At 66.0% G+C, this 25,974-nt stretch carries 21 protein-coding genes; 13 read left to right on the top strand and 8 right to left on the bottom strand.

Translation table 11 applies throughout. From position 1 onward, the window contains the following. Positions 1 to 50 precede the first annotated feature (50 nt). The gene (locus EDF56_RS21415; RefSeq protein ID WP_165912312.1) at positions 51 to 938 is read right to left on the bottom strand and encodes a LysR substrate-binding domain-containing protein; all 888 of its coding nucleotides are present in this window, start codon (positions 936 to 938) and stop codon (positions 51 to 53) included. A 150-nt stretch (positions 939 to 1,088) separates the two neighbouring features. Here EDF56_RS21415 and EDF56_RS21420 point away from each other — a divergent pair, with 150 nt between their 5' ends. Then, positions 1,089 to 2,360 carry an MFS transporter gene (locus EDF56_RS21420; RefSeq protein WP_132391386.1) on the top strand — a complete coding sequence of 424 codons (1,272 nt, stop codon included), beginning with the start codon at positions 1,089 to 1,091 and terminating at the stop codon, positions 2,358 to 2,360. A 23-nt stretch (positions 2,361 to 2,383) separates the two neighbouring features. On the opposite strand, the gene EDF56_RS21425 is transcribed toward EDF56_RS21420, so the two are convergent. From EDF56_RS21425 to EDF56_RS21435, 3 genes are read right to left on the bottom strand one after another with little or no spacing between them, the layout of a single operon-like run. Continuing rightward, positions 2,384 to 3,826 carry an efflux transporter outer membrane subunit gene (locus EDF56_RS21425; RefSeq protein WP_132391388.1) on the bottom strand — a complete coding sequence of 481 codons (1,443 nt, stop codon included), beginning with the start codon at positions 3,824 to 3,826 and terminating at the stop codon, positions 2,384 to 2,386. Between the two features lie 8 nt (positions 3,827 to 3,834). After that, positions 3,835 to 5,361, bottom strand: coding sequence for an MDR family MFS transporter (locus tag EDF56_RS21430; protein WP_243652765.1), 1,527 nt, complete (start codon positions 5,359 to 5,361; stop codon positions 3,835 to 3,837). Positions 5,362 to 5,390: 29 nt separating this feature from the next. Next, positions 5,391 to 6,563: an HlyD family secretion protein gene (locus tag EDF56_RS21435; protein WP_132391390.1), complete on the bottom strand. Its 1,173-nt coding sequence runs from the start codon at positions 6,561 to 6,563 to the stop codon at positions 5,391 to 5,393. 143 nt (positions 6,564 to 6,706) lie between these two features. On the opposite strand from EDF56_RS21435, the gene EDF56_RS21440 reads away from it, so the two are divergent. Then, a complete protein-coding gene (locus EDF56_RS21440; protein WP_132391392.1) occupies positions 6,707 to 7,171 on the top strand; it encodes a MarR family winged helix-turn-helix transcriptional regulator in 465 nt (154 codons plus the stop codon). 489 nt (positions 7,172 to 7,660) lie between these two features. On the opposite strand, the gene EDF56_RS21445 is transcribed toward EDF56_RS21440, so the two are convergent. Both EDF56_RS21445 and EDF56_RS21450 read right to left on the bottom strand, forming a co-directional pair. Then, a complete protein-coding gene (locus tag EDF56_RS21445; protein ID WP_132391394.1) occupies positions 7,661 to 8,422 on the bottom strand; it encodes an FCD domain-containing protein in 762 nt (253 codons plus the stop codon). A gap of 164 nt (positions 8,423 to 8,586) precedes the next feature. Then, the gene (locus tag EDF56_RS21450; protein ID WP_132391396.1) at positions 8,587 to 11,403 is read right to left on the bottom strand and encodes a TonB-dependent receptor; all 2,817 of its coding nucleotides are present in this window, start codon (positions 11,401 to 11,403) and stop codon (positions 8,587 to 8,589) included. A 202-nt stretch (positions 11,404 to 11,605) separates the two neighbouring features. Here EDF56_RS21450 and EDF56_RS21455 point away from each other — a divergent pair, with 202 nt between their 5' ends. Both EDF56_RS21455 and EDF56_RS21460 read left to right on the top strand, forming a co-directional pair. After that, positions 11,606 to 12,304 (top strand): response regulator transcription factor, encoded by a 699-nt coding sequence (locus EDF56_RS21455; protein ID WP_132391398.1) that lies wholly within the window; start codon positions 11,606 to 11,608, stop codon positions 12,302 to 12,304. After that, positions 12,301 to 13,665 carry an ATP-binding protein gene (locus EDF56_RS21460; protein WP_132391400.1) on the top strand — a complete coding sequence of 455 codons (1,365 nt, stop codon included), beginning with the start codon at positions 12,301 to 12,303 and terminating at the stop codon, positions 13,663 to 13,665. Before EDF56_RS21455 ends, EDF56_RS21460 begins: the two co-directional genes overlap by 4 nt. Here the strand turns inward: EDF56_RS21460 and EDF56_RS21465 are convergent. Next, positions 13,628 to 14,632 (bottom strand): putative sulfate exporter family transporter, encoded by a 1,005-nt coding sequence (locus EDF56_RS21465; protein ID WP_243652759.1) that lies wholly within the window; start codon positions 14,630 to 14,632, stop codon positions 13,628 to 13,630. The genes EDF56_RS21460 and EDF56_RS21465 overlap by 38 nt on opposite strands. A gap of 176 nt (positions 14,633 to 14,808) precedes the next feature. Here EDF56_RS21465 and EDF56_RS21470 point away from each other — a divergent pair, with 176 nt between their 5' ends. The 8 genes from EDF56_RS21470 to EDF56_RS21505 all read left to right on the top strand — a co-directional run bounded on the left by EDF56_RS21470 (position 14,809) and on the right by EDF56_RS21505 (position 24,092). After that, positions 14,809 to 15,684 carry a LysR substrate-binding domain-containing protein gene (locus EDF56_RS21470; RefSeq protein WP_132391404.1) on the top strand — a complete coding sequence of 292 codons (876 nt, stop codon included), beginning with the start codon at positions 14,809 to 14,811 and terminating at the stop codon, positions 15,682 to 15,684. Positions 15,685 to 15,727: 43 nt separating this feature from the next. Next, a complete protein-coding gene (locus EDF56_RS21475; protein WP_132391406.1) occupies positions 15,728 to 16,243 on the top strand; it encodes a GNAT family N-acetyltransferase in 516 nt (171 codons plus the stop codon). A 187-nt stretch (positions 16,244 to 16,430) separates the two neighbouring features. After that, positions 16,431 to 17,129 (top strand): CDP-alcohol phosphatidyltransferase family protein, encoded by a 699-nt coding sequence (locus tag EDF56_RS21480; RefSeq protein ID WP_132391408.1) that lies wholly within the window; start codon positions 16,431 to 16,433, stop codon positions 17,127 to 17,129. 90 nt (positions 17,130 to 17,219) lie between these two features. Next, positions 17,220 to 17,672 (top strand): carboxymuconolactone decarboxylase family protein, encoded by a 453-nt coding sequence (locus EDF56_RS21485; protein ID WP_132391410.1) that lies wholly within the window; start codon positions 17,220 to 17,222, stop codon positions 17,670 to 17,672. Further along, positions 17,669 to 18,538 (top strand): sigma-70 family RNA polymerase sigma factor, encoded by an 870-nt coding sequence (locus EDF56_RS21490; RefSeq protein ID WP_132391412.1) that lies wholly within the window; start codon positions 17,669 to 17,671, stop codon positions 18,536 to 18,538. Before EDF56_RS21485 ends, EDF56_RS21490 begins: the two co-directional genes overlap by 4 nt. Before the next feature lie 673 nt (positions 18,539 to 19,211). Continuing rightward, positions 19,212 to 21,653, top strand: a complete 2,442-nt coding sequence (locus EDF56_RS21495) for a TonB-dependent receptor (protein WP_132391414.1) — start codon at positions 19,212 to 19,214, stop codon at positions 21,651 to 21,653. 38 nt (positions 21,654 to 21,691) lie between these two features. After that, positions 21,692 to 23,098, top strand: a complete 1,407-nt coding sequence (locus tag EDF56_RS21500; RefSeq protein WP_132391416.1) for an MFS transporter — start codon at positions 21,692 to 21,694, stop codon at positions 23,096 to 23,098. A gap of 40 nt (positions 23,099 to 23,138) precedes the next feature. Then, entirely contained in the window at positions 23,139 to 24,092 is a 954-nt protein-coding gene (locus EDF56_RS21505; RefSeq protein ID WP_132391418.1) for a TauD/TfdA family dioxygenase, read from the top strand. A 22-nt stretch (positions 24,093 to 24,114) separates the two neighbouring features. Here the strand turns inward: EDF56_RS21505 and EDF56_RS26065 are convergent, their stop codons facing one another. Next, positions 24,115 to 24,276, bottom strand: coding sequence for a hypothetical protein (locus EDF56_RS26065; RefSeq protein WP_165912313.1), 162 nt, complete (start codon positions 24,274 to 24,276; stop codon positions 24,115 to 24,117). On the opposite strand from EDF56_RS26065, the gene EDF56_RS21510 reads away from it, so the two are divergent. Continuing rightward, entirely contained in the window at positions 24,266 to 25,963 is a 1,698-nt protein-coding gene (locus EDF56_RS21510; protein WP_132391420.1) for an arylsulfatase, read from the top strand. The two genes, EDF56_RS26065 and EDF56_RS21510, sit on opposite strands and share 11 nt — an antisense overlap. The last annotated feature ends 11 nt before the right edge of the window (positions 25,964 to 25,974 follow it).

Here is a 25,974-nt window from a genome sequence, read left to right on the forward strand (position 1 = left end):
GCGAGGAAACCGAAGCGCCGCCGGTTCGCGTAGCGGGTGGCCGCGCTCGGTCAGGGAAACTCGGATCTGAGCCGCGCCGAGAGCCATGCACCGAACGCGGCCACGGCATCGAGGCGCGGCTTGGGCGTGTGCGGGTCCCACACGAAGTGATATGCCCCTTCGAACGGTATCTCGATCTCTGAGAGACGCACCAGCCGCTCCGCCTGAAGCGCGTCGTGCGCAATCACCCGGCGGGCAAGGGCGATGCCGTGGCCCGCGATCGTCGCCTCCAGCATGAGCGCGGCATCGTCGTAAGGCTGGGAATCCGCAGGCTCGGGCAAGGACAGCCCGGCCCGCTGGAACCACGGCGTCCAGGTCTGCCAACTGTTGCGCAGGAACCGGCAGCGCGCGAAGTCATCCAACGTCTCGATCTTCATCCGCGCGCGGTATTCGGGCGAGCAGGCCGGGAAAAGCATATCGGTCAGCAGGCGCTCGATCGCCAGACCGGGCCAGTTTCCGCTGCCATAGCGCACGGCCGCATCCACCCCGTCCGCGCCGACCCGGCTGACATCGATCCGGGCATCGAGCGCGATGAAGATGCCGGGATGCGCCTCATGGAACTCGGCCAGACGCGGCACCAGCCACTGCGCCGCGAACGAGGGTAGCACCGCGATCCTGAGCACTTGCCGTCCGGCTTCCGGCGGCGCGGGGAAAATGCTGGAGATCAGTTCGAGCGACTGGCGCACCGTCGGCAGGATCTGCCGCAGGGCCATGCTGGGCTCCATCGAATTGCCCTGCCGCTCGAACATGGCCGCGCCTAGCCGCTGTTCCACCTCGCGCACACGGTGGCTGATCGCGCCATGGGTGACGCCCAGTTCCTCCGCCGCGCGGCTGAAACTGCGAAGGCGCGCGGCCGCCTCAAGCGCGCGCAGAGTGTTGAGCGAAGGCGGCCGGTACATGCGGGCGTTGTTACATGGGCGCCCGCGCGAACTCAATCCGGCCAAGCACTCCCGGATTTGCTCACATCCCCTGCCAAATTTTCTCATTCGGAACAGCGGGAGGAGAGGGCTAGAAACGGTGCCCGTATCGATCAGGGGATTTCGCGCCAGATGCCGTCCACTTCCAACCGTTTCCATCCCGCCTGGGTCGTGGTGGCCGTGACGTTCCTGGCCCTGCTGGTTTCGGCCGGGCTGCGCTCGGCACCGGGCGTGATGATGGTCCCGCTGGAACTGCACTTCGGCTGGGACCGGGCGACCATTTCCGCAGGCGCGGCCATCGGCATCCTGCTCTACGGCCTTGTCGGTCCCTTCGCCGCCGCGCTGATGATGAGCGTGGGGATCAAGCGCACCATGCTCGGCGGGCTCGCGCTCATGGCCGTGGCGACATTCGCCAGCCGGTGGATGAGCGCGCCCTGGCAATATGTGCTGAGCTGGGGCGTGGTCTCCGGCATCGGTTCGGGCGCGGTCGCCTCGGTGCTGGGCGCGGCCGTGGTCAACCGCTGGTTCGCGACCCGGCAGGGGCTGGTAATGGGCCTGCTGAGTGCCAGCACGGCGACCGGATCGCTGATCTTCCTGCCGTTCCTTGCCTGGCTGTCGCAGGGCGGGGCATGGCGTCCGGTGGCGCTTGCGGTGAGCCTTGCCTCCGCGGCGCTGATCCCGGTGGTGGCGCTGCTGGTGCCCGAGCGCCCGCATCATCGCGGCGTGCGCCGTTATGGCGAGAATGAGGATACACCCCCTCCCCCGCCGATGAAGCAGGCGGCAACGCCGTGGCTCGCCATCGAGGCCCTCGTGCGCGCATCGCGCCAGCCGATGTTCTGGTTGCTGGCGGGCAGCTTCCTCGTCTGCGGCCTGACGACCAACGGCCTTGTCGGCACGCACATGATCGCCTTTTGCGGCGATCACGGCATCGCGCCAGTCGCCGCCGCAGGCGTGCTCTCGATGATGGGCTTCTTCGACCTGTTCGGCACCACCGCTTCGGGCTGGCTGAGCGACCGCTACGACCCGCGCCGCCTGCTGGCGGTCTATTACGGGTTTCGGGGCCTATCGCTGGTGGCCTTGCCGTTCATCGACTTCGGGCCGTTCAGCCTGACCGTTTTCGCAGTGTTCTACGGCCTCGACTGGATCGCCACGGTGCCGCCCACGGTGAAGCTGGCCAACAGCACCTTCGGCGAGCGTGACGGGCCGATCGTGTTCGGCTGGGTTTTCGTGGCGCACCAGATCGGCGCCTCGATAGCGGCGTTCGGCGCCGGGGTGATCCGCGAGACCACCGGGACCTACACGCCCGCCTTCCTGATCGCCGGAGCCTTCGGTGTTCTTGCCGCTCTCGCCTTCATGGCCGGGTTCGGCCGGAACCGTACGGAGCCCCTCCCCAGCATGGGCTGAGGAAGGGGCCCGTCACCGCCGTATTACTGCCACGCGAGGCCCAGCGACTTCTGGATCAGCACATAGCCCGAAGTCAGCGAAGCCCGCGCGGTAACGAGGTTCTGGTCGGCAGTGTTGAGATCGCCCCGGGCATTGAGCAGCGCAATGCGCGTTGCCGTGCCCGCCGCGAAGCGCTGCGCCGTCAGTTGCTCGGCCATTGCCGCCTTCTCCCGCACACGGGCGAGTTCGGCCAACTGGACGCGGCCTTCCCGGAAGCGGGCCAGCGAGTCCTCGGCATCGCGCAGGGCCGTGAGCACAGTGCCGCGATAGCGCGCCTCCGCCTCGTCCCGCACGGCTTCGGCCTGATGGACCTTGGCCTTGTTCCGCCCGAAATCGAGGAAGTTCCAGCTCAGCTGCGGTGCGGCCAGCGCGGTAAAATCGTCCAGCTTGCCAAGGTCGCTGATCTTGGTCCCGCCGATCCCGATCAGCCCCATGAACGAGAGGCTGGGGAAACGCGCCGCCTCGGACTGTCCGATCTTGGCAGTGTCGGCCGCGAGCGTGCGTTCGGCGGAGCGGATGTCCGGGCGGCGGGCGATAAGCTGGGCCGGATCGCCCACGGGGACCGAGGCGGGCGGCAGCGGAATGTCGCGCGCCTGCACGAGACCGGCATCCACCGCACCCGGTTCCTGCCCGGTCAACACGGCCAGCGAATTGAGATAGGCATCGCGGTCCGCCATCAGGGGCGAAAGCTGGGCACGGGTGCCGGCAAGCTGCCCCTCGATCTGCGTCACCTCCATCGCCGTTGCCGTGCCGCGCTCGAGACGCTGGCGGGTCAGGCCAAGGACCTCTTCCTGTAAGGCAATTGCCTGCTGGCCCAATGCGATGCGCTGCTGGCGATCGCGCAAGTTGAGGTAAGTATTGGCCACTTCGGCAGAGAGGCTGACCTGCACGTCGGCAAGGCTGGCCTCGGCGCCTTCGGCGGTGGCGCGCGCGGCCTCGACAGCGCGGCGCTGGCCGCCGAACAGGTCCACTTCCCAACTGGCGTTGAAGCCGAGGTTGTAGAGGTTGAGATCGGAGCCGCTGGAACCGCTGCTGCCACTGCCCGAACCGTCCGACGAGCTGTCCGTCGCGCCGAAAGCGACGCCGGGAACATGGGCATGGGCATAGAGCGCCGAACCGCTGACCTTGGGCGCGAAGTTGGCGCGTTCCTCACCCAGCGCCGCGCGCGACTGGCGCAGGCGCGCCTCGGCCACGGCGACATCGGTGTTGTTCGCAAGGGCGTGGGTGATGAGATCGTCGAGCGCGGAATCGTCCAGCGTCTTCCACCATTGCGCGACCGGCGGCGCGGACGTGACGGTCTGCGCGTCGGCGCGCACGAAGCCAGTGCCGGTGCCGGACACCGCCTTGGGGGGCCCGGCATAGTTCGGGCCGACAGTGCAGCCGGCGAGAATTCCGGTCAGGAGAGGCAGCAGAAGATAGGAACGCATGGTTTTCCTCAATGTCCGGTCGCCAGCGGCGCATTCTTCGGAAGCGGGCGCAGGAACATCACCAGCGGGATCACGAACATGATACCCACCGACATGATCTGGAACATGTCCGCATAAGTCATCGCAAGGGCCTGAACCTGGATCGTCGCTTCAAGCGAGCGCAGCGCCGCAGCGCCCTGCCCCGCGACATAGTCCTGCACCGCGATCGAGTTCGCGTTCAGGCTCTCTTCCAGCCTGCGGGCGTGAAGCCAGAGGCGCTGGTCCTGAATGATCGCGACCCCCGCCAGCGCGAACGAGCCGCCGAGGTTGCGCGCCGCATTGTAGAGGCCGGAGGCATCGCCCGCCTCTTCCTTCGGCACCGAGCGGATCGCCGCCTGATTCAGGAACATCATGCAGAATACCGTGCCCATGCCGCGCAGAAGCTGGGAATCGACGAAGTCCCTGCCGTCCGAAAGCGGCGTGATGTCGGTTTCCAGCCAGGCACTGAGCGCCAGGACGGACAGGCCGAAACAGACCGACAGGCGGATGTCGACATTGCGGATAAGCCACGGCGTGATCGGCATCATCAGCATGACCGGAATACCCGAAAGCATCACGATCTGGCCCGATTGCAGCGAGTTGTACCCGGCGATCTGGGAGAGGAACTGCGGGATCACGTAAGACGTGCCGTAAATCACCATGCCCACCACCGTCACCATGGCGACGACGCTGCCGAATTGCCGGTCAAGCAGGAGCCGCAGCTTGATAACGGGCTTACGGGCAAGGAATTGACCCAGCCCCAACAGCACCAGCCCGAAAGCCGAAATCGCCGTGAGCGTGATGATCAGCGAGGAGGAGAACCACTGCTCGCGCTCGCCTTCCTCCAGCACCACGGTCAGGCCGCCGAGGCCCAGAGCGAGGCCGAGAATGCCCAGCCAGTCCGCCTCGCGGATCAGGTACAGCTTGGCCGCCTGATGCGGAATGGCGACCAGCAGCAGCGTCACCAGCGCAACGCCGACCGGCAGATTGATGAAGAATGCGTAGTGCCAGCTGACATTCTCGGTCAGCCAACCGCCCAGCACCGGGCCGACGACCGGCCCCAGCAGCGCGGTCGCGCCGAACAGGGCATTGCCGATCGGCTGCTGCGCGCGCGGAAGGCGGGTGGCGACGATGGTCATGGCCGTCGGGATCAGCGCGCCGCCGGTCAGGCCCTGGCCCACGCGGCCGGCGATCATCATCGGCAGCGTCGTCGAAAGCCCGCAGGCGACCGAGAACATCGTGAACAGCGTCGCCGCGATCAGCAGCAGGGTCCTGAGGCCCAGCAGGCGTTCGAGCCAGCCGGAGAGCGGAATCACGATGATTTCGGCCACCAGATAGGCGGTCGCGATCCACGTGCCCTCGGTGCCGCTGGCGCCGATTTCACCCTGGATCGTGGGCAGCGAGCTGTTGACGATCGAAACGTCGAGCGTGGCCATGAGCGCGCCCAGCGTACCGGCCGCCACGGCCAGCCACGCCGCCGCGTCGGCCGGTTTCTCCGCCGCCAGCTGCGGCGGCAGGGCATGGGCGTCTGCTGTGGAGGTTGCGCTCACCGGCCGTCGTTCCGGCGGGCCTTCTCCTGCTTGGCGATGGCCTGCTGCGAACCCTTGGCGGCGATCGTGTCGACCGTCACGGTCACCGAAAGGCCGGGCACCAGCACGCGGCGCGCTTCGTCACCGGCATCGATGGCGATGCGCACGGGCACACGCTGGACGATCTTGGTGAAGTTGCCGGTCGCGTTCTGCGGCGGCAGCAGCGAGAACTGCGATCCCGTGCCCGGCGAGATGCTCTCGACATGGCCGCGGATCTTGGTGCCGTCGAGCGCGTCGATCTCGATCGTCGCCGGCTGGCCGGGACGCATCAGGCCGATCTGCGTTTCCTTGAAGTTGGCCGTCACATAGAGCTTGGAAAGCGGAACGACCGACATCAGGCGGGTGCCCGCCTGCACGAACTGGCCGGCGCGCACGGTGCGGTCACCGATGCGGCCATCGACACTGGCGCGCAGCACGGTCGAGCCGACATTGACATGCGCGGAAGCAAGCTGCGCATGGGCGGCTTCGCCCTGCGCCTCGGCCTGCTGGACCTGCGCGTTGAGCGAGGCGATCCGGCGCTGCGCCGAAACCAGCGCGGCGCGCTGTGCATCGGCAGCCGCGCGGGCCTTTTCGGCCTGATTGCGCAGCGTGGCGAGGTGTTCCTTGGTCTCGGCGCCGCTGGCGGCGAGCGGCGCATAGCGGGCGGCCTCGCGCTCGGCATAGCTGGCATCCGCCTCGGCCGAGGCGAGCTGGGCCTGCGCCTGCGTGATCGCGGACTGCTGTTCGCCGATGGTGGCGCGGATGTTGTCGGCATTGGCCTTCGCAACGTCGATCTGCGCCTGATACTGGCGCGCCTGCGCGTCATAATCGCGCGGATCGATGCGTACGAGCGGCTGACCTGCCTTCACGTCCTGGTTGTCACCCACCAGCACGGCATCGACATAGCCGGAAATGCGCGGCGAAACGGTGACCGCGTCGGCCTGGATGAAGGCGTCGTTGGTGTCTTCCAGATACTTGCCGCGCGTCGCGTAGTAGAGCAGCCAGGCGCCCACGGCGACGACCACCACGAGCACGCCGGCCATCAGCGCACGGCGAACGGTGGGCCGCTTGAGCGCCGAGGGGCTTGGTGCGGGCGCCTGCTCTGGGGTGCCGTGCGATTGTCCGTCCGAATCGATTCCGTCGCTTGCCATCAATCGCTTCTCACGTCCTGGTTGCTCGATCGTTTGCTGCATCGCAGCAGTGATGGGCTGGCCCCTTGCCCTGCCGGGAGGCCTATGGCAATGGCATTTTATATGGTCCCACAATATTTCTTGCCGTGAGTATTCATCAGCAGATGATGGAGCAGCTGCGCGACTTGCATTTGCGCATGTACCGGCTGTTCAACGAACGAATGCGCGCGCAGGGTGCATCGCTGGCGCAGATCAAGTTGCTTCTGCTGATCGAGCGGGGTGGGTCGGTGCGTTCCACCGACATCTGCGATGCATTGGGACAGGCGCCGAGGACCGTCACCGAAGCCGTGGACGGGCTGGAACGCGAGGGTTTGGCGGTCCGCAACCCCGATCCGGACGATCGGAGAGCCAAGCGGATCAGTCTGACGGAGGCGGGGCGTGCGTTGATCCGGGAAGTGGAGCCGCACAAGGATGCCTTCACGGCACAGTTCTTCGAAGTCCTGACCGACGCGGATCAGGCCAGCTTTCTGAGGATCCTGGAAACCCTGAACGACCGGCTGGTCGACATGGGTGCTCCACGCGCGTTGGGGGGGCCAACGGCGTCTACCGAAGGATCAACGCAGCAATAATATCGTCACGAGTGCAAAGGTGCCCGAACAGGCCACCGCAGCGCACAACGTGCGGAATTCGCAAACGCAAAAAACCGATTCCAAGCCTTCCATTCCGGCTCTCCTCTCAAGTCCACTCTTTGGTGGTTTTCGCGAGGATACCATGGATTGCGGGGCACTGGTAGCGATCCGATGCATTTGTGCCATCGCCGGGGCGAAGTAATACTTGCGCCGTTAAGACATCGGACTTGTCTGGAGAGGAAGGTTTTCGAGGCCGGTAGAGCCGCTGTACGGCACGAGGTTTGGCCTCCGCACCACGATCCATGCCGGTGATGAGCCGTCAGTTACAAACCCGGTCGCCCCCGCGAAGGCGGAGGCCCCGCTTACTTCTGCAAGCTCTCGCATGCCGCAAGAAGCGGGATCCCCGCCTTCGCGGGGATGACGGGGCTGTGGGTTCGTTTTTTGGGTGTGTGACCGTGTGACCGTTTGGCCGTTCGGACGCCCCGCCAGTTAGAACCGACGCAGGGCGAGCTGCGTGTCGGCCAGCGCAAGGTCGATCAACCGCGCCATCGCCCGCCGCGCCCGGGCCGGGTTAGCGTCGGCGATATGGCGGTGAAGTTCGCGGTGCTCGGGCATCGGGCAGCGTGGCGGGTTCTCAGGCGCGGCATTGCCCTCCTGCTTGATCGCCGTCGTCGAGGCGATCGCGGTGAGGATCGGATCGGCCAGCGCCAGCAACATCTCGTTGTGCGTGGCTTCCAGAACCAGCTCGTGAAAACGCAGATCGGCGGCGCGGCCCGGCTTGTTGGCAAGACCGTGGTGCTCCATCGCCTCAAGCGCGTTGGCCATGTCGGCAAGCTGCCTTTCGTCGCGGCGGAGCGCAGCCAGTGCGGCGGCTTCCGGCTCCACCACCATGCGCAGTTCGAAGAGATTGCGCAAGAACGCCTCGTCCGCCCCGCATGCCACCTGCCAGGCCAGCACCTCGTGATCGAGCAGGTTCCAGTGCCTGCGGGCATTGACCCGCGTCCCTGACTTGGGACGGCTGCTGACCAGCCCCTTGGCGGTCAGCATGCGAAACGCCTCCCGCAGGACCGAGCGCGAGACGCCGAGCGCATCGGCATGCTGCACTTCGGCCACGAACACATGGCCCACCGGATATTCGCCGGTAAGAATGCGCGCGGCCAGGCGCGAGGCCACGCTGTCGTGCAGGCGGCCAGAAGCACCGCAGGCATCGTTTGCGGCGGGCGGTGTTATCGCAAGCTGGGGTCTGGCCATGGGATCGGGTCCATCAGATAAGTGCCGCCCCCGCGTTTTCGATATGTGCGGCGCGCCCTCTCCCCCCTGCCGGAAAGCACTCCGAAACGATCGCCACCGGCGGCCCGCGCGGAACCTTGAGGAACAGGTTCCCCGAAAGTCCGTCGCAGGCCGCGCGGCAAGGATCATTTGAAGGTGAAGCGCGCGCCGATGGCGAAAGTCCGCGCCAGTAGCGTGGTGCCGAGGTTGTCGGTCGTCGCCCCGCCCGCATCGCCGAACTTGTAATAGCTCTGCTGCTTCGACTTGGTGAGGTTGGTGGCGTCGAAAGTCAGGCCGATGTCCTGGGTGACGTTCCAGGTCAGCTGCATGTCCAGGCTGTCCTCGGACTTGTACCAGATACCGATCGGGTTCGCGAACAGGCTGGCCTCGTTGTTATGCAGGAAGCCCTTGCGCCAGACGTAGGAGAGGCGCGCGTTGAACGGTCCGCGATCGTAAGCCAGCGTGGCGTTGTAGGACAGCTTCGAGACGTCGAAGAAGGCCGACTTGGTGTAACCGGTGACGGTGCCCGTCGAGTCCGTGACCGGGATGGTCTGGCTGGAATCGAGCACTGTCAGGCTGCCCTGGAAGCCAAGGCCGTTGAGCAGGCCGGGCAGATAGTGTGGGAAGTAAGTGAGGCCAACTTCCACGCCCTTCAGCACGCCGTCCGATGCGTTCACCGGCTTGGTGATGACGAAATTGTCCGTCGCACCGGCCACGATGCCGTTGTTCGGAATGTAGGTCATCGCCGGCAAGCTGACCACCAGCCCGTCGATCTCGCGGCGGAAGGCGGTGACGGTGATCGCACTGTCGCGGTCGAAGTACCATTCCAGCGCCACGTCGAAGTTCTTCGAATGGGTAGGCTTGAGGTTCGGGTTGCCCGCCGAGCCGCTGCCGTAGCCGACGTTGGTGAGGTCTCCGGTCAGCGAATAAGTCGGGTTGACGTCCGTGAAGTTCGGACGGCGCAGCGTCTCGCCATAGTTGAAGCGCGCGCGCAGTTTGTCGGTGATCGCATAGCGCGCGGTGAAGCTGGGCAGGAACTTCGCCGAGCCCGAATTCGCGCGGCTCAGCGCATAGTCGTTGTAGCGGTCGAAGAAGTCGTAATCGGTCGCGACATTGACGTAGCGCACGCCGCCTTCGATATCGAGCGGACGCCCGAAGATCGTCGCCTGCCCATCGGCCATGACATAGGCGGTCATGGTGATCTCGTCGATGTCGAAGGTCTTGTTGAGGCTCAGCGAGTCCGACGTGGGCAAGCCGTAGAGGCTGCGCACGTAATCGGCATTCTGGGAGACCCAGCGGCCGTCGGCCGCCACCCAGCTGCGCGGCACATCGGCCTCGCCGCTCATGAAGCCGGAATTGGTGAAGTACGCCGCCTCGGGCAGCGTGGTCATGTTCACGCCGAGGCTGTCGGCGTCCGCGGTGCGCGAATAGCTCGACGCCTTGCGGTCGTCATAGCGCAGGCCCGCCTTGATGCGGCGCAGGAAGCCTTCGTCCCAACCGTAATAGGCGTCCAGCGTGCCGGTGATCGCGCTGCCCTTGTCGCGCTCGGCGTTGTCGTAAAGCTGCGCGACGTTCCAGGTCGAGGGCTGGGTCAGCAGCGTATCGTCGCTGAAGTGGTACGACGGAATGCCGCCGCCTGCATTGAAGTCGGCGGTGATCTGGTCCGCCGTGCGGTCGGTGCGCATGGCGATGAACGAGGTGTTGTAGGTGCTGTCCTGATAGGCGAGATCGGCGGTGATCTTGCCCCGGCCGTCGCCCACGTCCCACTGGCCGTTCAGGGCGTAGACGTAGCTGTCCGTGCTCGACTTCGTGTAATCGCCGCTGTTGAAGCCATAGACATCGTCCACGGTGCGCGACTTGATGATGTTGGTGCCGTCATAGGTCTGGAACGCCCCGGGGTTGCCCCACCAGTCGACGTAGCTGAACATCATGTCGCTGTAGAGGCTGCTGCGGTAGCCGGTGTAGAACATCTCGGCGGTGTAGACCGAGCTGCTGTTCGGGGCCCATTGCAGCGCGACGTTGAACGAGGGGCGCTTGCGCTCGCCGTACTGGTCGGTCGAGAAGACCGCGTCGCGCGAGAGGTAATAGGGCACATCGACGCCGTTGTAGTTGATCGTCGAGCCGGGCGTGGTGGGCAGGCCCGCGCTAAGGCCCGGCGTCCATCCCGAGAACATGCGCTCCAGCGGCGCAAGCCCGGAGCCCTCTGGCGGGTTCTCGGTCGCGAACGGCACCAGCGCGCCCGCAGTCACGCTCTCGTTACGGTACTTGGTCTTGCTGTAGCTGCCGTTGACGAGGATGCCGATGTCCCCGATCCCGGTGTGCCAGCGGTCGGAAATCAGCAGCGCCATGTTCGGGTTGAAGCTGTCCGACACCTCGTTGTAGGTCCCGCGCACAAGGCCGGAGACCGCGAAGCCATCGAAATCGAACGGGCGGCGCGTCTTGACGTCGATCTGCCCGGCAAGGCCGGTTTCGAGCTGGTCGGCCGAGCGGGTCTTGTAGACGTCCACCTGCTTGACGAGGTTGGCCGAGATGTCCTGAAGCGAGAACGACTGGCCGGTCGACGTAAAGATATTGCGACCATTCATCGTCGTTGCCGCGTCCGGAAGGCCGCGGATGGTAACGGTGCCGGCTTCGCCGCCGGCGCGGTCGGTGATCTGGATGCCGGTGACGCGCTGGAGCGCCTCGACCACGTTATTGTCCGGCAATTTACCAACGTCCTCGGCCACCACCGAGTCGACGATCTGCACCGAGTTCTTGCGCACATTGAGTGCGCCGACGATCGAGGCGCGCACACCGGTGACAACGATATCGTTGGCGTTGGCTGCGGAATCGGCGCTCGAATCTGCCGCAACAGTGCCGCTATCCTGCGGCGTAGCGTTCTGCGCATCCTGTGCCTGGGCAGCACCGGCTATGCCGAGCGCGAGTACGGAAGCCGTGCAGAATGCAAGTGGCTTGAATGCCATGGATCAACCCTCCCTCAGGGGGCTGGCCCGTACCATGCCCCATTTCGATTAACTGGACTTCGTATTTGTCCGAGTAATGCGATATGGCGCGCAGCGGCGGATTTGTGGGTAAAGAGTTCGCAAGGGAAACGTAAAGTTTTCGCAAGGATCACTGCAAACGGCTGACAATCGCGGCGGGCTGGGCCATCAGGAGCGCGTGGACGTGGATTCCAAACGCATTTTGCTGATCGACGACGATCTCGAACTGGGCGCCATGCTGGGCGAATATCTGGAGAGCGAGGGGTTCCGGGTCGAAGTCGCCACCGATGGCCATCAGGGCATCCGGCGCGCGCTGTCCGGCGAACACGACGCCGTGATCCTGGACATCATGCTCCCCCGATTGGGCGGCATCGAACTGCTGCGCCAGTTGCGGGCCGCCAACGACGTGCCGGTCATCATGCTCTCCGCGCGCGGGGACGAGGTGGACAAGGTGATCGGCCTCGAACTCGGTGCGGACGACTATATTGCCAAGCCCTGCTACCCCCGCGAACTGGTGGCGCGGCTGCGCGCCAATATGCGGCGTCACCAGCCGCGCGACGGGCGCCCGCCGCAAGCCGCGCAGACGCTCTCCATCGGCGGGCTCGACGTCCAGATCGCCGCCCGCAAGGCCGCATGGCGCGGTGCCCCCGTCGAACTGACCCCGTCCGAATTCAACATCCTGCTGGTACTCGTCCGCGCCGGAAACGCCGTCACCACCAAGGACGATCTGTCGCTGCGCGGTCTCGGCCGGGCGCGGCAAAGCTATGACCGCAGCGTCGACGTCCACGTCAGTAACTTGCGCATCAAGCTCGAAGGCGCGTCGCAAGGCGAGGCCGGAATCGAGACGGTACGCGGCGTCGGCTACAGGATCCGCACCCAATGACACCGTCATTACAGGCCAGAAGCGGGCGCCGGCTGTTCTGGAAGATCCTGCTGTCGTTCCTGTTCACATTCGTGGTGATGACGCAGGCCGTCTGGCTGCTGTTCCAGTTGCGCACCGATCGCGAACCGCCGGCCCCGTTGATGATCCATCAGATCGGGCCCGCCGTGCTCGAAGCCGGCGCGCAGGCGATCCAGGCGGGCGGCGCGGCACGTTACGTCGCGATGCTCGACAACTTGCCGGAAGACCAGCGCAAGCGGCTTGAACTCGTCGCGCCTGGGCAAGTCGTGGCGCTGCCGGGCACGGGCGATGTCGAAAACGCGGTCATGGAGCGCAAGGTCCGCGATCCCGCCGGCACCGAGTATCAGTTGCGCTTCCGGTACCACCGCGACATGCGGAAATGGCGTCTCGATATCCCGCCCGAACTGGCGATCATGGGGGTCGTCGCCGGGCTGGCGTTCAGCGCGCTGCTCGCCTGGTACCTGATGCGGCCGATCAATCACTTGCGCGACGGTTTCGCGCGACTGGCGCGCGGCGAGTTGAAAGCCCGTGTTTCCCCCGCAATCGGCTCACGGCGCGACGAAGTGGCCGACCTTGGGCACGATTTCGACGCGATGGCGCGGCGGCTGGAGCAACTTGTCGAGAGCCGCGACCGCCTGCTGCACGATGTCTCGCACGAATTGCGTTCCCCGCTCGCGCGGCTGCATCTGGCGATTGCTCTGGCCCGCCAGTCACCCGGCCGCTTCGACAGTTCGATGGACCGCATGGAGCACGAGGTCGATCGGCTCGATGGGCTCGTCAGCGAACTGCTCCTGCTTGCCCGGGCCGAGAACGAACCGGCGGGCAGCGATGAATACTTCGATCTTGTCGGCGTGGTCGCGGAGGTCGTCGCCGATACCCGTTACGAGGCCCAGCCGCAGAACGTGCGGATCGATTTCGCGGCCGTCGGCATCGACGAGGACCAGGCACCGCCGGTACGCGGAAACGGCGAATTGCTGCGCCGCGCGATCGACAATGTAATGCGCAATGCCCTGCGCTTCTCACCGCCGGATTCGCGGATCGAGGTACGGGCCGAACTGCTCCTGCGCCCCCATCGCTACCGCGTGACCGTCAGCGACGTAGGGCCTGGCGTTCCCGCCGACATGGTGGACAGCATTTTCGAGCCCTTCGTCCGCACCCGGCCGGATACGCCCCGGCCCGATTACCGCAGCCTCGGGCTCGGGCTGGCAATCGCCTCGCGCGCGGTGGCGGCCTGCCATGGCCGGATTGGTGCTGCGAACTTGCCCGCTGGCGGCCTGCGCGTCGAAATCGAGATTCCCGCGCAGCTCACGCCAGATGCAGGGCGCGCAGCAGGCACAGACTGACCGCGCCCAGCCCGGCCAGCGAGAGCACGACGGCCGCCGTAACGCGTGCGCCCGCTCCGGCGACTGTCCGCAAATCCACGCCTAACCCCAGCGCCGCCATCGACACCACGGTCAGCAGCGTCGCCGCCCGGTTGAGCGCGGGCAACGCCGCCTCGGGAATGAGCCCCAGCGTGCGGCACAGGACAAGCGCGATGAAGCCGAGGATGAACCACGGCACCAGATGGCCGATGCCGGGGCGGGCGCACGCAGATTGCCGCGTCAGGCGCGGCGCGATCAGCGAGAGGACAAGGCAGACCGGCCCCAGCATGAGCACGCGCACCAGCTTGACGAGCGTGCCCGTCTGCACCGCCACCGGGCCGAGCGGCGCAGCGGCGGCGATCACTTGCGGCACCGCATAGACCGTCAGCCCGGCAAAGGCGCCGAAAGCCTGCCCGCTCATCCCCAGCGCCAGCCCCAGCAGCGGAAGCCCCAGCACGACCGCCACGCCCAGTACGGCCGTAAACGCAATAGAAGCCGCCACATCGTCGCTGTCGGCGCCGATCACCGGGGCGACGGCGGCAATCGCCGAATTGCCGCAGATCGCGTTGCCGCAGGCCACCAGCAAGGCCATACGCGTCGGCAATCCGAGCAGGCGCCCAATCGCGAAACCAAGCAGCAAGGCGCAAGCCACCACTCCGGCAATTCCGAAAAGCAGCGCAGGGCCTGCCGCAAGGAGCGTTGCTCCGCTCACCGAAGCGCCCAGCAAGACCACCGCAATTTCAAGCATATATTTGGAACTAAAGGATATTCCATCATCCCAGCGTTTGCCCGGCGTCCACAGGCTGCGCAGCGCCGTGCCCATGACGATCGCCAGGACCAGAGCCTCCAGCCACGCCCTGCCGGTCAGGATCCGTTCGGCGGCTTCAAGCCCATAAGCCCCCGCCGCAACTGCCGCGCTCAGCACGATCCCCGGAGAGACCCGGCGCAAGCGCGCTCCAAGGTTTTCCCGGGGAAACCATGGAAAGCCGAAGTGCGGAGAAACGCTTGAGACCATAGCGAAAAATCCTTTCGCGGGTCCATTTACGCCTCCAAAACCAATCCTTCCAACGCATCGATATTGTTATTTCAATCGTATTTTCAGATCGATTGTGGCAGGCTGGCGGCATGACTCTGGAACAGCTTCGCATCTTCGTGGCGGTCGCCGAACGTGAGCATATGACCGCTGCCGCGCGGGCGCTGAACGTCACCCAGTCAGCGGCCTCGGCAGCCATCGCAGCGCTGGAAGAACGGCATGCGGTCAAGCTGTTCGACCGTGTCGGCCGGGGCATCGTGCTGACCGAAACCGGCCGCGAATTCCTGACAGAGGCACGCGGCGTGCTGGCCCGCGCCGCCGCCGCCGAAGTGGTGCTGGAGGAACTGAGCCAGCTTCGCCGCGGCCGCCTGCGCCTTGTCGCCAGCCAGACGATCGCCGCCTATTGGCTTCCGCCGATCCTGGCCGAATTCCACGCGCGCCACCCGGCGCTGCGGGTCGAACTTGCCATTGCCAATACCGTTCATGCCGCCGCACGCGTCCGCGATGGCGAGGCGGACCTCGGCATCGTCGAGGGCCGGATAGACGATCCCGTACTGGCCCGCTGGCCGGTCGGCGCGGACCGGCTGGTACTCGTCCGGTCCGCGCCGTTCGGAAGAGAGAAAATCGACGCCGCCTGGCTGCGAAACGCCCGCTGGATCCGGCGCGAGGCCGGTTCGGGCACGCGGTCGAGCCTAGACATCCACTTGCGGCGGCTCGGCGTCGATCCCACCGCGCTCGATGTCGCTCTGGTCCTGCCCTCGAACGAGAGCGTGCGCACGGCTGTGGAAGCCGGCGCAGGCGTTGCCGCGCTATCCTCTCTCGTCGTCGCGCCCGCCATCGCGGCGGGAACGCTGCACGCCGCGCCGCTGGAATTCGGACCGCGAACCTTCCACGGCCTGCGCCACAAGGAGCGCTATCGCAGCAAGGCGGCGGACGCTCTGCTGGAAGTCATCGCGGCACTGACATGAGCGGGACCTTTCGCCCGGCCCATAGCGCCTCTACCGTCACGCAATGATCGAAACCGAACGACTGCTGCTGCGTCCCCCCCTTCCCGCCGACTTCGAGGAATCCGCCGCGATGTTCGGCGATCCGGACGTGACCGCGCATATCGGCGGCCAGCCGCTCGCGCGGGCGGAGGCATGGACCCGCTTCCTGCGCGACGTGGGCCACTGGAGCATCAAGAGGTTCGGGCTGTTCTCGATCGTCGAGCGGGCCTCGGGCCGCTATGTCGGCAAGATCGGCCATGCCCACTTCGAGCGCGATCTCGGCACCCGCGCGGCGGCCGAGGTCGAAATGTCGTGGACGCTGGCATCGGGCTTTCACGGCCGGGGCTATGCCACGGAGGCAGGCCTTGCCGCACAAGCCTGGTTCGACAAGCACATCGGCCTGCGCACGGCCTGCAGCATCGCCTCCGCCAACCACGCTTCGCTACGACTGGCGGCGCGCCTCGGCTACGCAGAGGTAGACCAGCACCCCCGCGAGAACGGCTCACTTATCATATTGGCCCGCGATCCCGTCCGGCCCTGAGCGGGGCCCCCGTACGGGGTGAAAGCGGGCGCTTCAACGATTGCCGATTGCCGCAAGGGGCAGAAGCGCCCACAGATGCAGGCAGGACGGGAACTCCGAGAGGGGAAATCCGACAAGCGCCGGCTCGTTTTTTGGCGAGGCGCCTCGTCCGCACCGACACTGGCGGCGATCTGGAACGGGGAATGCAATGGCAAGTCGAGACGAGAAAATCGAAACCAAAGCCATCCAGCGCATCCAGCAGAACCTGCTGGCCCGCTCCGAACGCAAGGTGCTCAACTGGCTCTGCGCGCGCATGCCGGACTGGGTCATGCCAGACCTGCTGACCGGGATCGGCATGATCGGCGCGCTGATGGTCTTCAGCGGTTACGTGGCCAGCAATCTTGGCGACGGCTGGCTCTGGCTCTCGATTTCCGGCTATTTCGTGCAGTGGTTCGGCGATTCCATGGACGGCAGCCTCGCCCGTTTCCGCCACATCGAGCGCCCTCGATACGGCTATTTCCTCGACCATAGCTGCGACGGCCTGGCGACGACGCTGGTCGTCGTCGGCATCGGCCTGAGCGGCTATGTCCTGCTGGAAGTCGCGCTTATCGCGCTGGCAGGCTACCTGCTGCTGTCGATCCACGCCTTCCTGGCGGTGCGCGTACTGGGCGAAATGAAGCTTTCCTATGCCTATGCCGGGCCGACCGAGCTGCGCATCCTGCTGATCGGCCTGACCCTGGCCATGATCCTCGCCGGATCGCAGCCGGTGTTCTTCGGCCTGTTTACGTGGTTCGACCTGCTGGTCGGCTCGATCGGGCTGCTGCTGATCGTCTTCTTCATCATCCAGACCCTGCGCACCGCGCGCAGGCTGGCGCAGGACGAGCCGCCCATCCGCAACTGGCGCTGAAAGACTATTTTCGAAAAAATTTCGCGGGCCATGTCACACCGGCCCGCGCTGTCTCGTCATGGCGGCATCCACACTGAAAAGGATCACGCCATGACTCCCCGTGCCGATGTCTACTCCGTCTCGCCCGCGATCTTCAAAGCCTGGTATGCCTTCTCCATGCAGGTCGGCGAATGCGGGCTGGAAAAGCCGCTGCTCGAACTGGTCAAGATCCGCGCCTCGCAGATCAACGGCTGCGCCAATTGCCTCAACATGCACACGGCCGAAGCGCGGGCCGCAGGCGAGACCGAGCAGCGCATCCACTTGCTGGCCGCATGGCATGAAGCGCCGTGCTATACCGATCGCGAGCGCGCGGCCCTTGCCTGGACCGATCATCTGACCGAAGTGGCCACCAAGCGCGCGCCCGATGCCGTCTATGCGGCGCTGGACGCCGCGTTCGACAAGGAGGAGCAGTTGAAGCTGACCATGATGATCAATGTCATCAACGGCTGGAACCGGCTGGCGGTAGGCTTCAATCTCTACGCGCCGGAACTGGGCTGGAAGTGACCGGAACCGCGCCCGCATTTGATGCCACCGGCACTTTCGACGCGCACAGGCCCGGCCTGCTGCGCGTCGCGTACCGGATGCTCGGCTCCATGGCGGACGCGGAGGACGTGTTGCAGGAAGCCTATATCCGCTGGGCGGAAACCGACCGGGCGGCGGTGAGCATTCCCGCCGCCTTCCTGCGCCGTGTCGTCACCCGGCTGTGCCTCGATCACCTGAAATCGGCGCGCGTGCGGCGCGAGACTTATACCGGGCCGTGGCTTCCCGAACCCGTGGTGGAGGAAGAGCCGGTGGAGGACGTGACGCTGCCGTTGCTGCTGGCGCTGGAGCGGCTTTCCCCGCTCGAACGCGCGGCGTTCCTGCTGCACGACGTATTCGGGGAGAGTTTCGAGGATATCGCCGCCGCCATCGGCCGCGATACCGCCGCCTGCCGCCAGCTTGCCAGCCGCGCGCGGGCTAATGTGCGCAGCGAGCGCCCGCGCTTTGCCGTCGACCGGGCGCACGGCATGGCCATCGCCGACGCCTTCTTTCAGGCCTCTCGCGGCGAGGGGCTCGCCAATCTGGGCGCCTTGCTGGCTGAGGACGTGCGTTTTCATTCCGATGGCGGCGGCAAGCGGCCCGCCGTTGCCCGCGTGCTGGAAGGCGCGGACGAAGTGGTCCGCGCGCATCTCGCACTCGAACGCCTGCGCCGCGCGCCCTCCGCGCTGGTCCGCTACGGCTTCGTCAATGGCCTGCCGGGCTTCGTGACGCGCGAGCCCGACGGCATCCTCCAGACCACTGCACTCTTGGTGGAAGACGGACTGATCCGCGCTATCTACGTCACCCGCAATCCGGACAAGCTGCGCCATCTGGAAGATTCGCTGCATTGAGAGGATGTTCGGGAAAATGCCCGTTTGGGCATTTTCGGCGCGGTGCCGGCACAGATCCCTGCCCGATTTCCGCGCTTTTCACGCTTGGCCGCGCAAGCTGCGCGATTGGCCGACAAAGGAAAGCTTGTGCTTGACCTCTCTTTCTCAACTTAATAGGTTGAGTTTACCCCGCAGATGACCGGTGACCGGGCCGGACTGCATTTAAAGGGGCCTCGGTCCGCGGCATTTGATGGGAAGCAGCTTGCTCCGCGATACCAACCGCTAAAGCGCGCGATGCTCGGGCGACAACGCCAAGCGTCGTGTTCCCCTCACGAAACGATGAGGTGATACGATGCCGAAATTCCAGACCAGCGCCTGATACCGCAGACCGATACGCGAAGGGCCAGTCGCGCCGCACCGGACAACCGTTGCACGTGTGCCTGAAGCTGTCGGCCTGAAACCGGATCTCCAGACCCCCTTCCGCACCGCGCTGAGCGCGCGGCTGCGAAGGACCCGTCGTGCCCATCGGGCATCGACCGGCATGCCTCGGCCTGCCCGGCGATGCTGGCGCACGTCCTGGCGAGACGGCTTCCCGGGCCCTGCTTCTCCCCCAGCGATCACACCGAATGAATTCGCCGCCCGCAGGTCGTCGTCACGCCTGACGAACGCGGCAGTAACAGGGAAATACCGTTCAATGTTCCGCACGTCTTTCAGGAATACCGTTTCCGCCACCAGTCCCCTGGCGCTCGCCGCCGCCTTGCTGTTCACCGTTCCCGCCTATGCTGCCGAGGCCCCTTCGGCCGATCTCGCCGCGGCGACTCCGGCCGGGAGCGCACCGGATGCCGCTGCCGCCGATGGAAACGGCGATACGGGCAGCACGATCATCGTCACCGCATCGCGCCGCCGCGATGAAAACGTGCAGGAAGTGCCGGTGGCGATCAGCGTCATCAGCGCCGCCGCGCTCGAACGCCGAGGCGACTATACGCTGGGTTCGATCCAGCAGCAGGTGCCCAGCCTTCAGGTCATCACCTTCAACCCGCGCAACACCAACATCAACATTCGCGGCCTTGGCTCCAACGTCTCGCTGACCAACGACGGGCTTGAGAACGGCGTCGGCTTCTACATCGACAACGTCTACTACGGCCGCGTCGGCCTTGCGCAGTTCGACCTCGTGGACATCCAGAGCATGGAGATCCTGCGCGGACCGCAAGGCACGCTGTTCGGCAAGAACACGACCGCAGGCGTCATCAACGTCACTTCGCGCAAGCCCACGTTCGACCCCGAACTCTCGGCCGAAGCCAGCCTTGGCAACTATGGCCACTATCAGGTCCGCGCCTCGGCATCGGGTGGTCTGATCAAGGACCTGCTGGCCGTGCGCCTGTCCGGCGCGATCAGCCAGAACGACGGGTTCCTGTGGAACAAGACCACCAACACCCGCGCCCAGAACTATCTGAACAAGAGCATTCGCGGGCAGCTGCTGTTCACGCCCGATCCCAACCTCGAAGTCCGCATCATCGGCGACTATGCAAGGCAGAAGCAGGACTATGTCCTCAACGTCTTCGCCGGCCTGCACACGACTTATGCGGACGGCACCCCGATTGCCGGCAACTTCGCCCAGCGCGCCGCGCGCTTCCCGGGTTACACGCTGCCCGACTTCGCGCCCTTCGACCGCGTGGGCGAGGCGGACAGCCACTACCAGTCGAACATGGCCGGTTACGGCGTTTCGGGCGAAGTGAACTGGAAGCTGGGCGGCCCGACGCTCACGTCCATCACCGCCTATCGCTGGTGGGACTGGGATCCGGCCAACGACGGTGACGGCACTTCGCTGCCGATCGTGGTCAAGGCCCAGCAGGCCAACCGCCAGCGCCAGTTCAGCCAAGAACTGCGCCTTGCCTCGAAGGACAATGGCACCTTCGACTGGGTGGTCGGCGCCTATTACTTCTGGCAGACCGTGCGCGGCTACGGCGCGACGGGCTATGGTTCGGCAGCCCCGCTCTGGTTCCTCGGCGCGTCCAACGCGGTGAACAATGCCGCGCTCAGCGGGTACGAGGTCAATTCCTACTCCGACCCGCAGACCAAGACGCTGGCCGCGTTCGGCCAGACCGACTGGCACATCACGCCCTCCCTCACGCTGACCACCGGCCTGCGCTTCACGCATGAAGAAAAGGACGGCGTGTTCGAGCAGTGGGTGGCGCAGGCCGCCGACATTTCCGGCTTCTCCCCCGCCGTCCAGACCCAGATCCAGGCCATTCGCGCCAGCTTCAACAAGGCCGTGCCGCTCACCCACACCAGCTTTACCGACAACAGCCTCTCGGGCCTCGTCTCGCTGAGCTGGAAGGTCGCGCCGGACGTGATGGTCTACGGCAGCTACGCGCGCGGCAACAAGTCGGGCGGGCTCAACCTGACCCAGCTTCCCTCCAGCGTCACCGATCCGACGGTGAAGCCTGAAAAGGTCGACGCATTCGAGATCGGCGTGAAGTCCCAGTTCCTCGACCACCGCGCCACGCTGAACGCCGCCGGGTTCTGGACCGAGATCAGCGATTACCAGACCGCGATCACCGATCTCGATCCCTCCAACCCGCTGGTCAGCCGCCAGTACATCGCCAACATCCCCAAGGTCCGCTCGCGCGGTATCGAGGGCGAGCTGACCGTGGCGGCGACCGACTTCCTCTCGTTCAATGCCTCGGGCACGTATACCGACGCCAGCTACATCAGTTACGACAACGCCCCGCAGGCGATCGAAAACCTCAACCACGGCGCGATCCAGGACCTTTCGGGCGCCCGCCTCCCCGGCGTTCCCAAGTGGGCCTGGACGCTGGGCGGAGACTTCAACCATGCGCTGACGACGCTCGGCGGCAAGGACGTCTCGGTCTACGCCCATGCCGACTACGCCTACCGGTCGAACTACAACACCTCGGCCTCGAACTCGGCCTGGGCGCAAGTGCCCGGTTACGGGCTGGTCAATGGGCGCATCGGTTTGCGCACCGATGACGGCCTGTGGGACCTTTCGATCTGGGCCAAGAACCTGTTCGACAAGGACTACTTCATTGCTCTGGCGCCCGCGAACACCGGTGTCGTCACCGCGCAGATCGGCGAACCCCGCACGATCGGCGTCACCCTCCGCACCAAGCTCTGACCGCCGGCTCATAACGTAGCACAGGGAACCCGCGAGCCATGCATTACCAGTCCTTCGCCCGGCAACGCCTCAGCCAGCACCAGAGCCACAGAAAGCTGGATGCATGGCGCATGTTCCGCCTCAACGCATTGGCCATTCCGATCTTTGCGGCGGCGCAGCCGGCAGTGGCCTTCGTACCGGCCATTCTGGCGCGGGACTACGGCATTCCGCTCGCGGGCCTCGGCCTTGTCTATCTGATCGGGCAGATCGCCAATTCGCTGCTCGACCCGGTGATCGGCGCGCTCAGCGATCGCACGCGCAGCCGCTTCGGACGGCGGCGGCCGTGGATCGCGGCCGGGGGCCTGCTGTTCACCCTTGGCATCGTCATGCTGTTCTTCCCGCCGCATGGCGCCGGACTGCTCTGGGTGAGCGTGGGCGTGTTCTGCTACTATGCCGGCCACTCGATCACGCTGACGACGGTGCTGGCCTGGTCCGGCGAGATCAGCGGCAATTACGATGATCGCACGCGCATCTCCTCGCAGTTCACGCTGCTGTCGGCAGTGGCGCTGGTGCTCACCCTGCTACTCCCTGCCGTTGCCGACCAGTTGCGGCCCGACGACGGCCCGCTGCGGCTGACGCTGTTCGGCACGCTTATACTGGTGACGGCAGTGCCCGCGCTGCTGCTCACGCTTACCGGCGTGCCGGATCGCAGCGCCCCGGCCGACAGCGAGCCTTTCGCCTTCGGCAAGTCGATCAAGGCGATCTTCGGCAACCCGCTGCTGCTGCGCGTGCTGGCGGCGGACGCGGCCGTCACTGCCGGACAGGGCGTGCGCACCGCGCTGCTGCTGTTCGTCATCACCCTCTACTTCCACCGGCCGGAATGGGCGGCGGGCTTCTTCCTGCTCCAGTACGCGTTCGGCGTGCTCGCCGGGCCGATCTGGCAGCGCATCGGCCTCGTTCTGGGCAAGGGACGGGCCGCCGTGCTGGCCGAAGTGGCGCAGGCCGTCATCAATCTGGGGCTGGTGTTCCTCACCCCCGACCGTTTCGGCCTGATGGTCTTCCTCGCCATCGCGCAGGGCCTGACGCAAAGCTCGGGCAACCTGATGCTGCGGTCGATGGTGGCGGACATTGCCGACCTCCACCGCGCCGAAACCGGCGAGGACCGGGTGGGCCTTTACTACTCGGTCTTCAGCGTCTCGATGAAGCTGGGCCCGGCACTCGCCTTCGGCATCGCCCTGCCGCTCGTCACGGCTTTCGGGTTCAACCCCGCCGCCGCCACCAACACGCCCACTGCGCTGAACGGCCTGCTGCTGGTCTTCGCACTCGGTCCGGCACTGGGCCATGCGCTGGCCGCCGTGCTGGTCTCCCGCTTCCCGCTCGACGCCTCGCGCCATGCGGAAATCCGCCGCCAGATCGAAGCGCGCGACGATGTCTACGCCGCCGCCGCTCTGGTTCCTGCCGAATGAATTTTCACGTCCCCCTGATAACGACGAAGGAGTAAATGCCATGACCACCATTGCCACTTACGCCAATGCCAAGGACCCCAGCTCCCCGCTCGACATCGCACCGATCACCGGCACCATCGGCGCCGAAATCCGGGGCGTGACGCTCTCGGGCGATCTCGACGGCGAGACCGTGCAGCACATCAAGGACGCGCTCGTCCGTCACAAGGTCGTGTTCTTCCGCGGCCAGCACGAATTGAACGACGAGCGCCATGAGGCCTTCGCCTCGCTGTTCGGCGCGCCGGTCGCCCACCCGACGGTGCCGGTCGCCGAAGGCTCGAGCTACCTGCTCGAACTGGACAGCAAGGAAGGCTACGCCGCCTCCACCTGGCATACCGACGTGACCTTTACCGACGCCTATCCCTCGGGCTCGATCCTGCGCGCGATCACCATTCCCGAAGCGGGCGGTGACACCGTCTGGGCCAATACCGAAACCGCTTACGAAGGCCTGCCGGAAAGCCTGCGCCAGCTGGTGAACAATCTCTGGGCGGTCCACTCGAACGACTACGACTATGCCCAGGTCCTCGCCAATACGCCCAAGGCCAGCGAAGTGGCCGAAGAGCGCCAGAAGTACCACAAGAACATCTTCGCCGCGACCGTCTACGAGACCGAGCACCCGCTGGTCCGCGTGCACCCGGTCTCGGGCCAGCGCAGTCTGCTGCTGGGCCACTTCGTGAAGCGCATCGTCGGCCTCAACCAGGCGGATTCGGCGCGGCTCTTCGCGATTCTGCAAGACCACATCACCCGCCCCGAGAACGTCGTGCGCTGGCGCTGGCAGCCCGGTGACGTGGCGTTCTGGGACAACCAGGCGACCCAGCACCGCGCCGTCTCCGACTTCGGCCTCCAGCGCCGCACCCTGCGCCGCGCGACGATCGCGGGCGTGGTGCCAGTGGGCCTCGACGGCCGCAGCAGCCGCACGATCCGCAAGGAAAAGGCCACCACTTACGAACCGGCCTGATCCTTCCACCCTGTAGGGCCGACTACTGGAGCGCAATCCGTCCGTTCGGAATCGGATTGCGCTCCATTTTTATCGTTTGTTTGCCGCAGTCCCGCGCCGCGCACCCAACCGCGGCGCGGGACTTTTTTGCGCCAAATTCTCCATCCGCATTCTCGATTTTCAGGAAATCCTCGATGTCTGCCAAGCGTCTTTTCAGTTTCGCCACCGCTCTCAGTGCGGCGCTGCTTGCCACCACTGCCGCCAGCCCGGCCGCCGCCCAGAGCGCACCCAGCGCCGCCCCCGCCCCGGTTCCCTCGGCCGCGCGTCCGAACTTCCTGGTGATCGTGGCCGACGATCTCGGCTGGTCCGACCTCGGCGCCTTCGGCGGTGAGATCTCCACGCCCAATCTCGACCGTCTCGCGCTAAGCGGGCTGCGCCTCACCGGTTTCCATACTGCGCCGACCTGCTCGCCCACGCGCTCGATGCTGCTGTCGGGCACCGACAATCACCTTGCCGGGCTGGGCAACATGGCCGAACTGACCGCGCCCAACCAGAAGGAGCAGCCGGGCTACGAAGGCTATCTGCGCCCCGAAGTCGCCTCGCTGGCAGAGCGCCTCGCCGCCGGCGGCTATCGCACGCTGATTTCCGGCAAGTGGCACCTTGGCCTCAAGCCCGAGCAGGACCCGCATGCACGCGGCTTCCAGTACAGCTTCGCGCTGCTGCAAGGCGGCGCCAACCACTTCGGCCTCGATCAGTCGGCCGATCCCACCAAGGGCGCGACTTATACGCGCGACGGCAAGGTCCTCGCCTCGCTGCCCGCCGGGTTCTATTCGTCCGACGCCTTTGCCGGCAACCTGATCGAAGAGTTGCAGCGCAGCCGCAAGGACACGCCGGACAAGCCGTTCTTCGCCTATCTGACCTTCACCGCGCCGCACTGGCCGATGCAGGCACCGGACGAGGACATTGCCCGCCAGCACGGTCGCTATGATGCCGGATTCGAAGCGATCCGCGCCGCGCGTCTGGCCCGGCAGGAACAGCTCGGGCTCATCGCCAAGGGCACGGTCGCGCACACCCCGCGCGCGCCGCGCGGCGGGTGGGACGGCCTCTCCGTCGCCGACAAGCGCGAGGCCGCGCGCAACATGGAGATCTACGCCGCGATGGTCGCGCGCATGGACGCCAACGTGGGCCATGTGATCGACGCGCTGCGCGCCAGCGGTGAACTCGACAATACCGTGATCGTGTTCCTGGCCGACAACGGCGCCGAGGCGCTCGACGCCAAGACCACCGGCGCCAAGATGCTCGCCCGCTACACCACGACCGCGAACAACGCGCTCGACAATCTCGGCAAGGGCACCAGCTACACGACCTATGGCCCCGAATGGGCACAGGCCGGCACCGCGCCTTCGTGGCTGACCAAGGCTTATGCTTCGGAGGGCGGCACGCGCACGACGGCCTTCGTCAACTTCAGGGGTCTCGCTCACCCCAAGAGCATCGGCGGCGCCTATGTGAGCGTGGCCGACATTGCGCCGACCCTGCTCGACTACGCCGGTATCCCGAGCGGCGGCACCACGTTCGAGGGTCGCACCGTGCTGCCGATAACCGGCAAGAGCGCGCGCCCCTGGCTGGAAGGCAAGGCTGCCTTCGTCCATGCCGCCAACGAGCCGATCGGCACCGAACTGTTCGGCAGCCGCGCGCTGCGCAAGGGCGACTGGAAGGCTACCGATGTGGGTGACGGCCAGTGGCGCCTGTTCAATATCGCCGCCGATCCCGGCGAAACGCAGGACCTTTCGGACAAATATCCCGACAAGCTGCGCGAACTCGCGGCGGACTGGGATGTCTACGCCAAGGCGAACCATGTGATCCTGCCGGATCAAGTGCTCTACCGCCCGTAAATGCGGATGCC

Source organism: Novosphingobium sp. PhB165, from assembly GCF_004341845.1.
GTDB lineage: Bacteria > Pseudomonadota > Alphaproteobacteria > Sphingomonadales > Sphingomonadaceae > Novosphingobium.

What these genes read in the sequence shown, in the direction of transcription:
- EDF56_RS21415 (WP_165912312.1), bottom strand. Translation starts at nt 938, where the DNA reads ATGTACCGGCCGCCTTCGCTCAACACTCTGCGCGCGCTTGAGGCGGCC.
- EDF56_RS21420 (WP_132391386.1), top strand. Translation starts at nt 1,089, where the DNA reads ATGCCGTCCACTTCCAACCGTTTCCATCCCGCCTGGGTCGTGGTGGCC.
- EDF56_RS21425 (WP_132391388.1), bottom strand. Translation starts at nt 3,826, where the DNA reads ATGCGTTCCTATCTTCTGCTGCCTCTCCTGACCGGAATTCTCGCCGGC.
- EDF56_RS21435 (WP_132391390.1), bottom strand. Translation starts at nt 6,563, where the DNA reads ATGGCAAGCGACGGAATCGATTCGGACGGACAATCGCACGGCACCCCA.
- EDF56_RS21440 (WP_132391392.1), top strand. Translation starts at nt 6,707, where the DNA reads ATGATGGAGCAGCTGCGCGACTTGCATTTGCGCATGTACCGGCTGTTC.
- EDF56_RS21445 (WP_132391394.1), bottom strand. Translation starts at nt 8,422, where the DNA reads ATGGCCAGACCCCAGCTTGCGATAACACCGCCCGCCGCAAACGATGCC.
- EDF56_RS21450 (WP_132391396.1), bottom strand. Translation starts at nt 11,403, where the DNA reads ATGGCATTCAAGCCACTTGCATTCTGCACGGCTTCCGTACTCGCGCTC.
- EDF56_RS21460 (WP_132391400.1), top strand. Translation starts at nt 12,301, where the DNA reads ATGACACCGTCATTACAGGCCAGAAGCGGGCGCCGGCTGTTCTGGAAG.
- EDF56_RS21470 (WP_132391404.1), top strand. Translation starts at nt 14,809, where the DNA reads ATGACTCTGGAACAGCTTCGCATCTTCGTGGCGGTCGCCGAACGTGAG.
- EDF56_RS21475 (WP_132391406.1), top strand. Translation starts at nt 15,728, where the DNA reads ATGATCGAAACCGAACGACTGCTGCTGCGTCCCCCCCTTCCCGCCGAC.
- EDF56_RS21480 (WP_132391408.1), top strand. Translation starts at nt 16,431, where the DNA reads ATGGCAAGTCGAGACGAGAAAATCGAAACCAAAGCCATCCAGCGCATC.
- EDF56_RS21485 (WP_132391410.1), top strand. Translation starts at nt 17,220, where the DNA reads ATGACTCCCCGTGCCGATGTCTACTCCGTCTCGCCCGCGATCTTCAAA.
- EDF56_RS21495 (WP_132391414.1), top strand. Translation starts at nt 19,212, where the DNA reads ATGTTCCGCACGTCTTTCAGGAATACCGTTTCCGCCACCAGTCCCCTG.
- EDF56_RS21500 (WP_132391416.1), top strand. Translation starts at nt 21,692, where the DNA reads ATGCATTACCAGTCCTTCGCCCGGCAACGCCTCAGCCAGCACCAGAGC.
- EDF56_RS21505 (WP_132391418.1), top strand. Translation starts at nt 23,139, where the DNA reads ATGACCACCATTGCCACTTACGCCAATGCCAAGGACCCCAGCTCCCCG.
- EDF56_RS21510 (WP_132391420.1), top strand. Translation starts at nt 24,266, where the DNA reads ATGTCTGCCAAGCGTCTTTTCAGTTTCGCCACCGCTCTCAGTGCGGCG.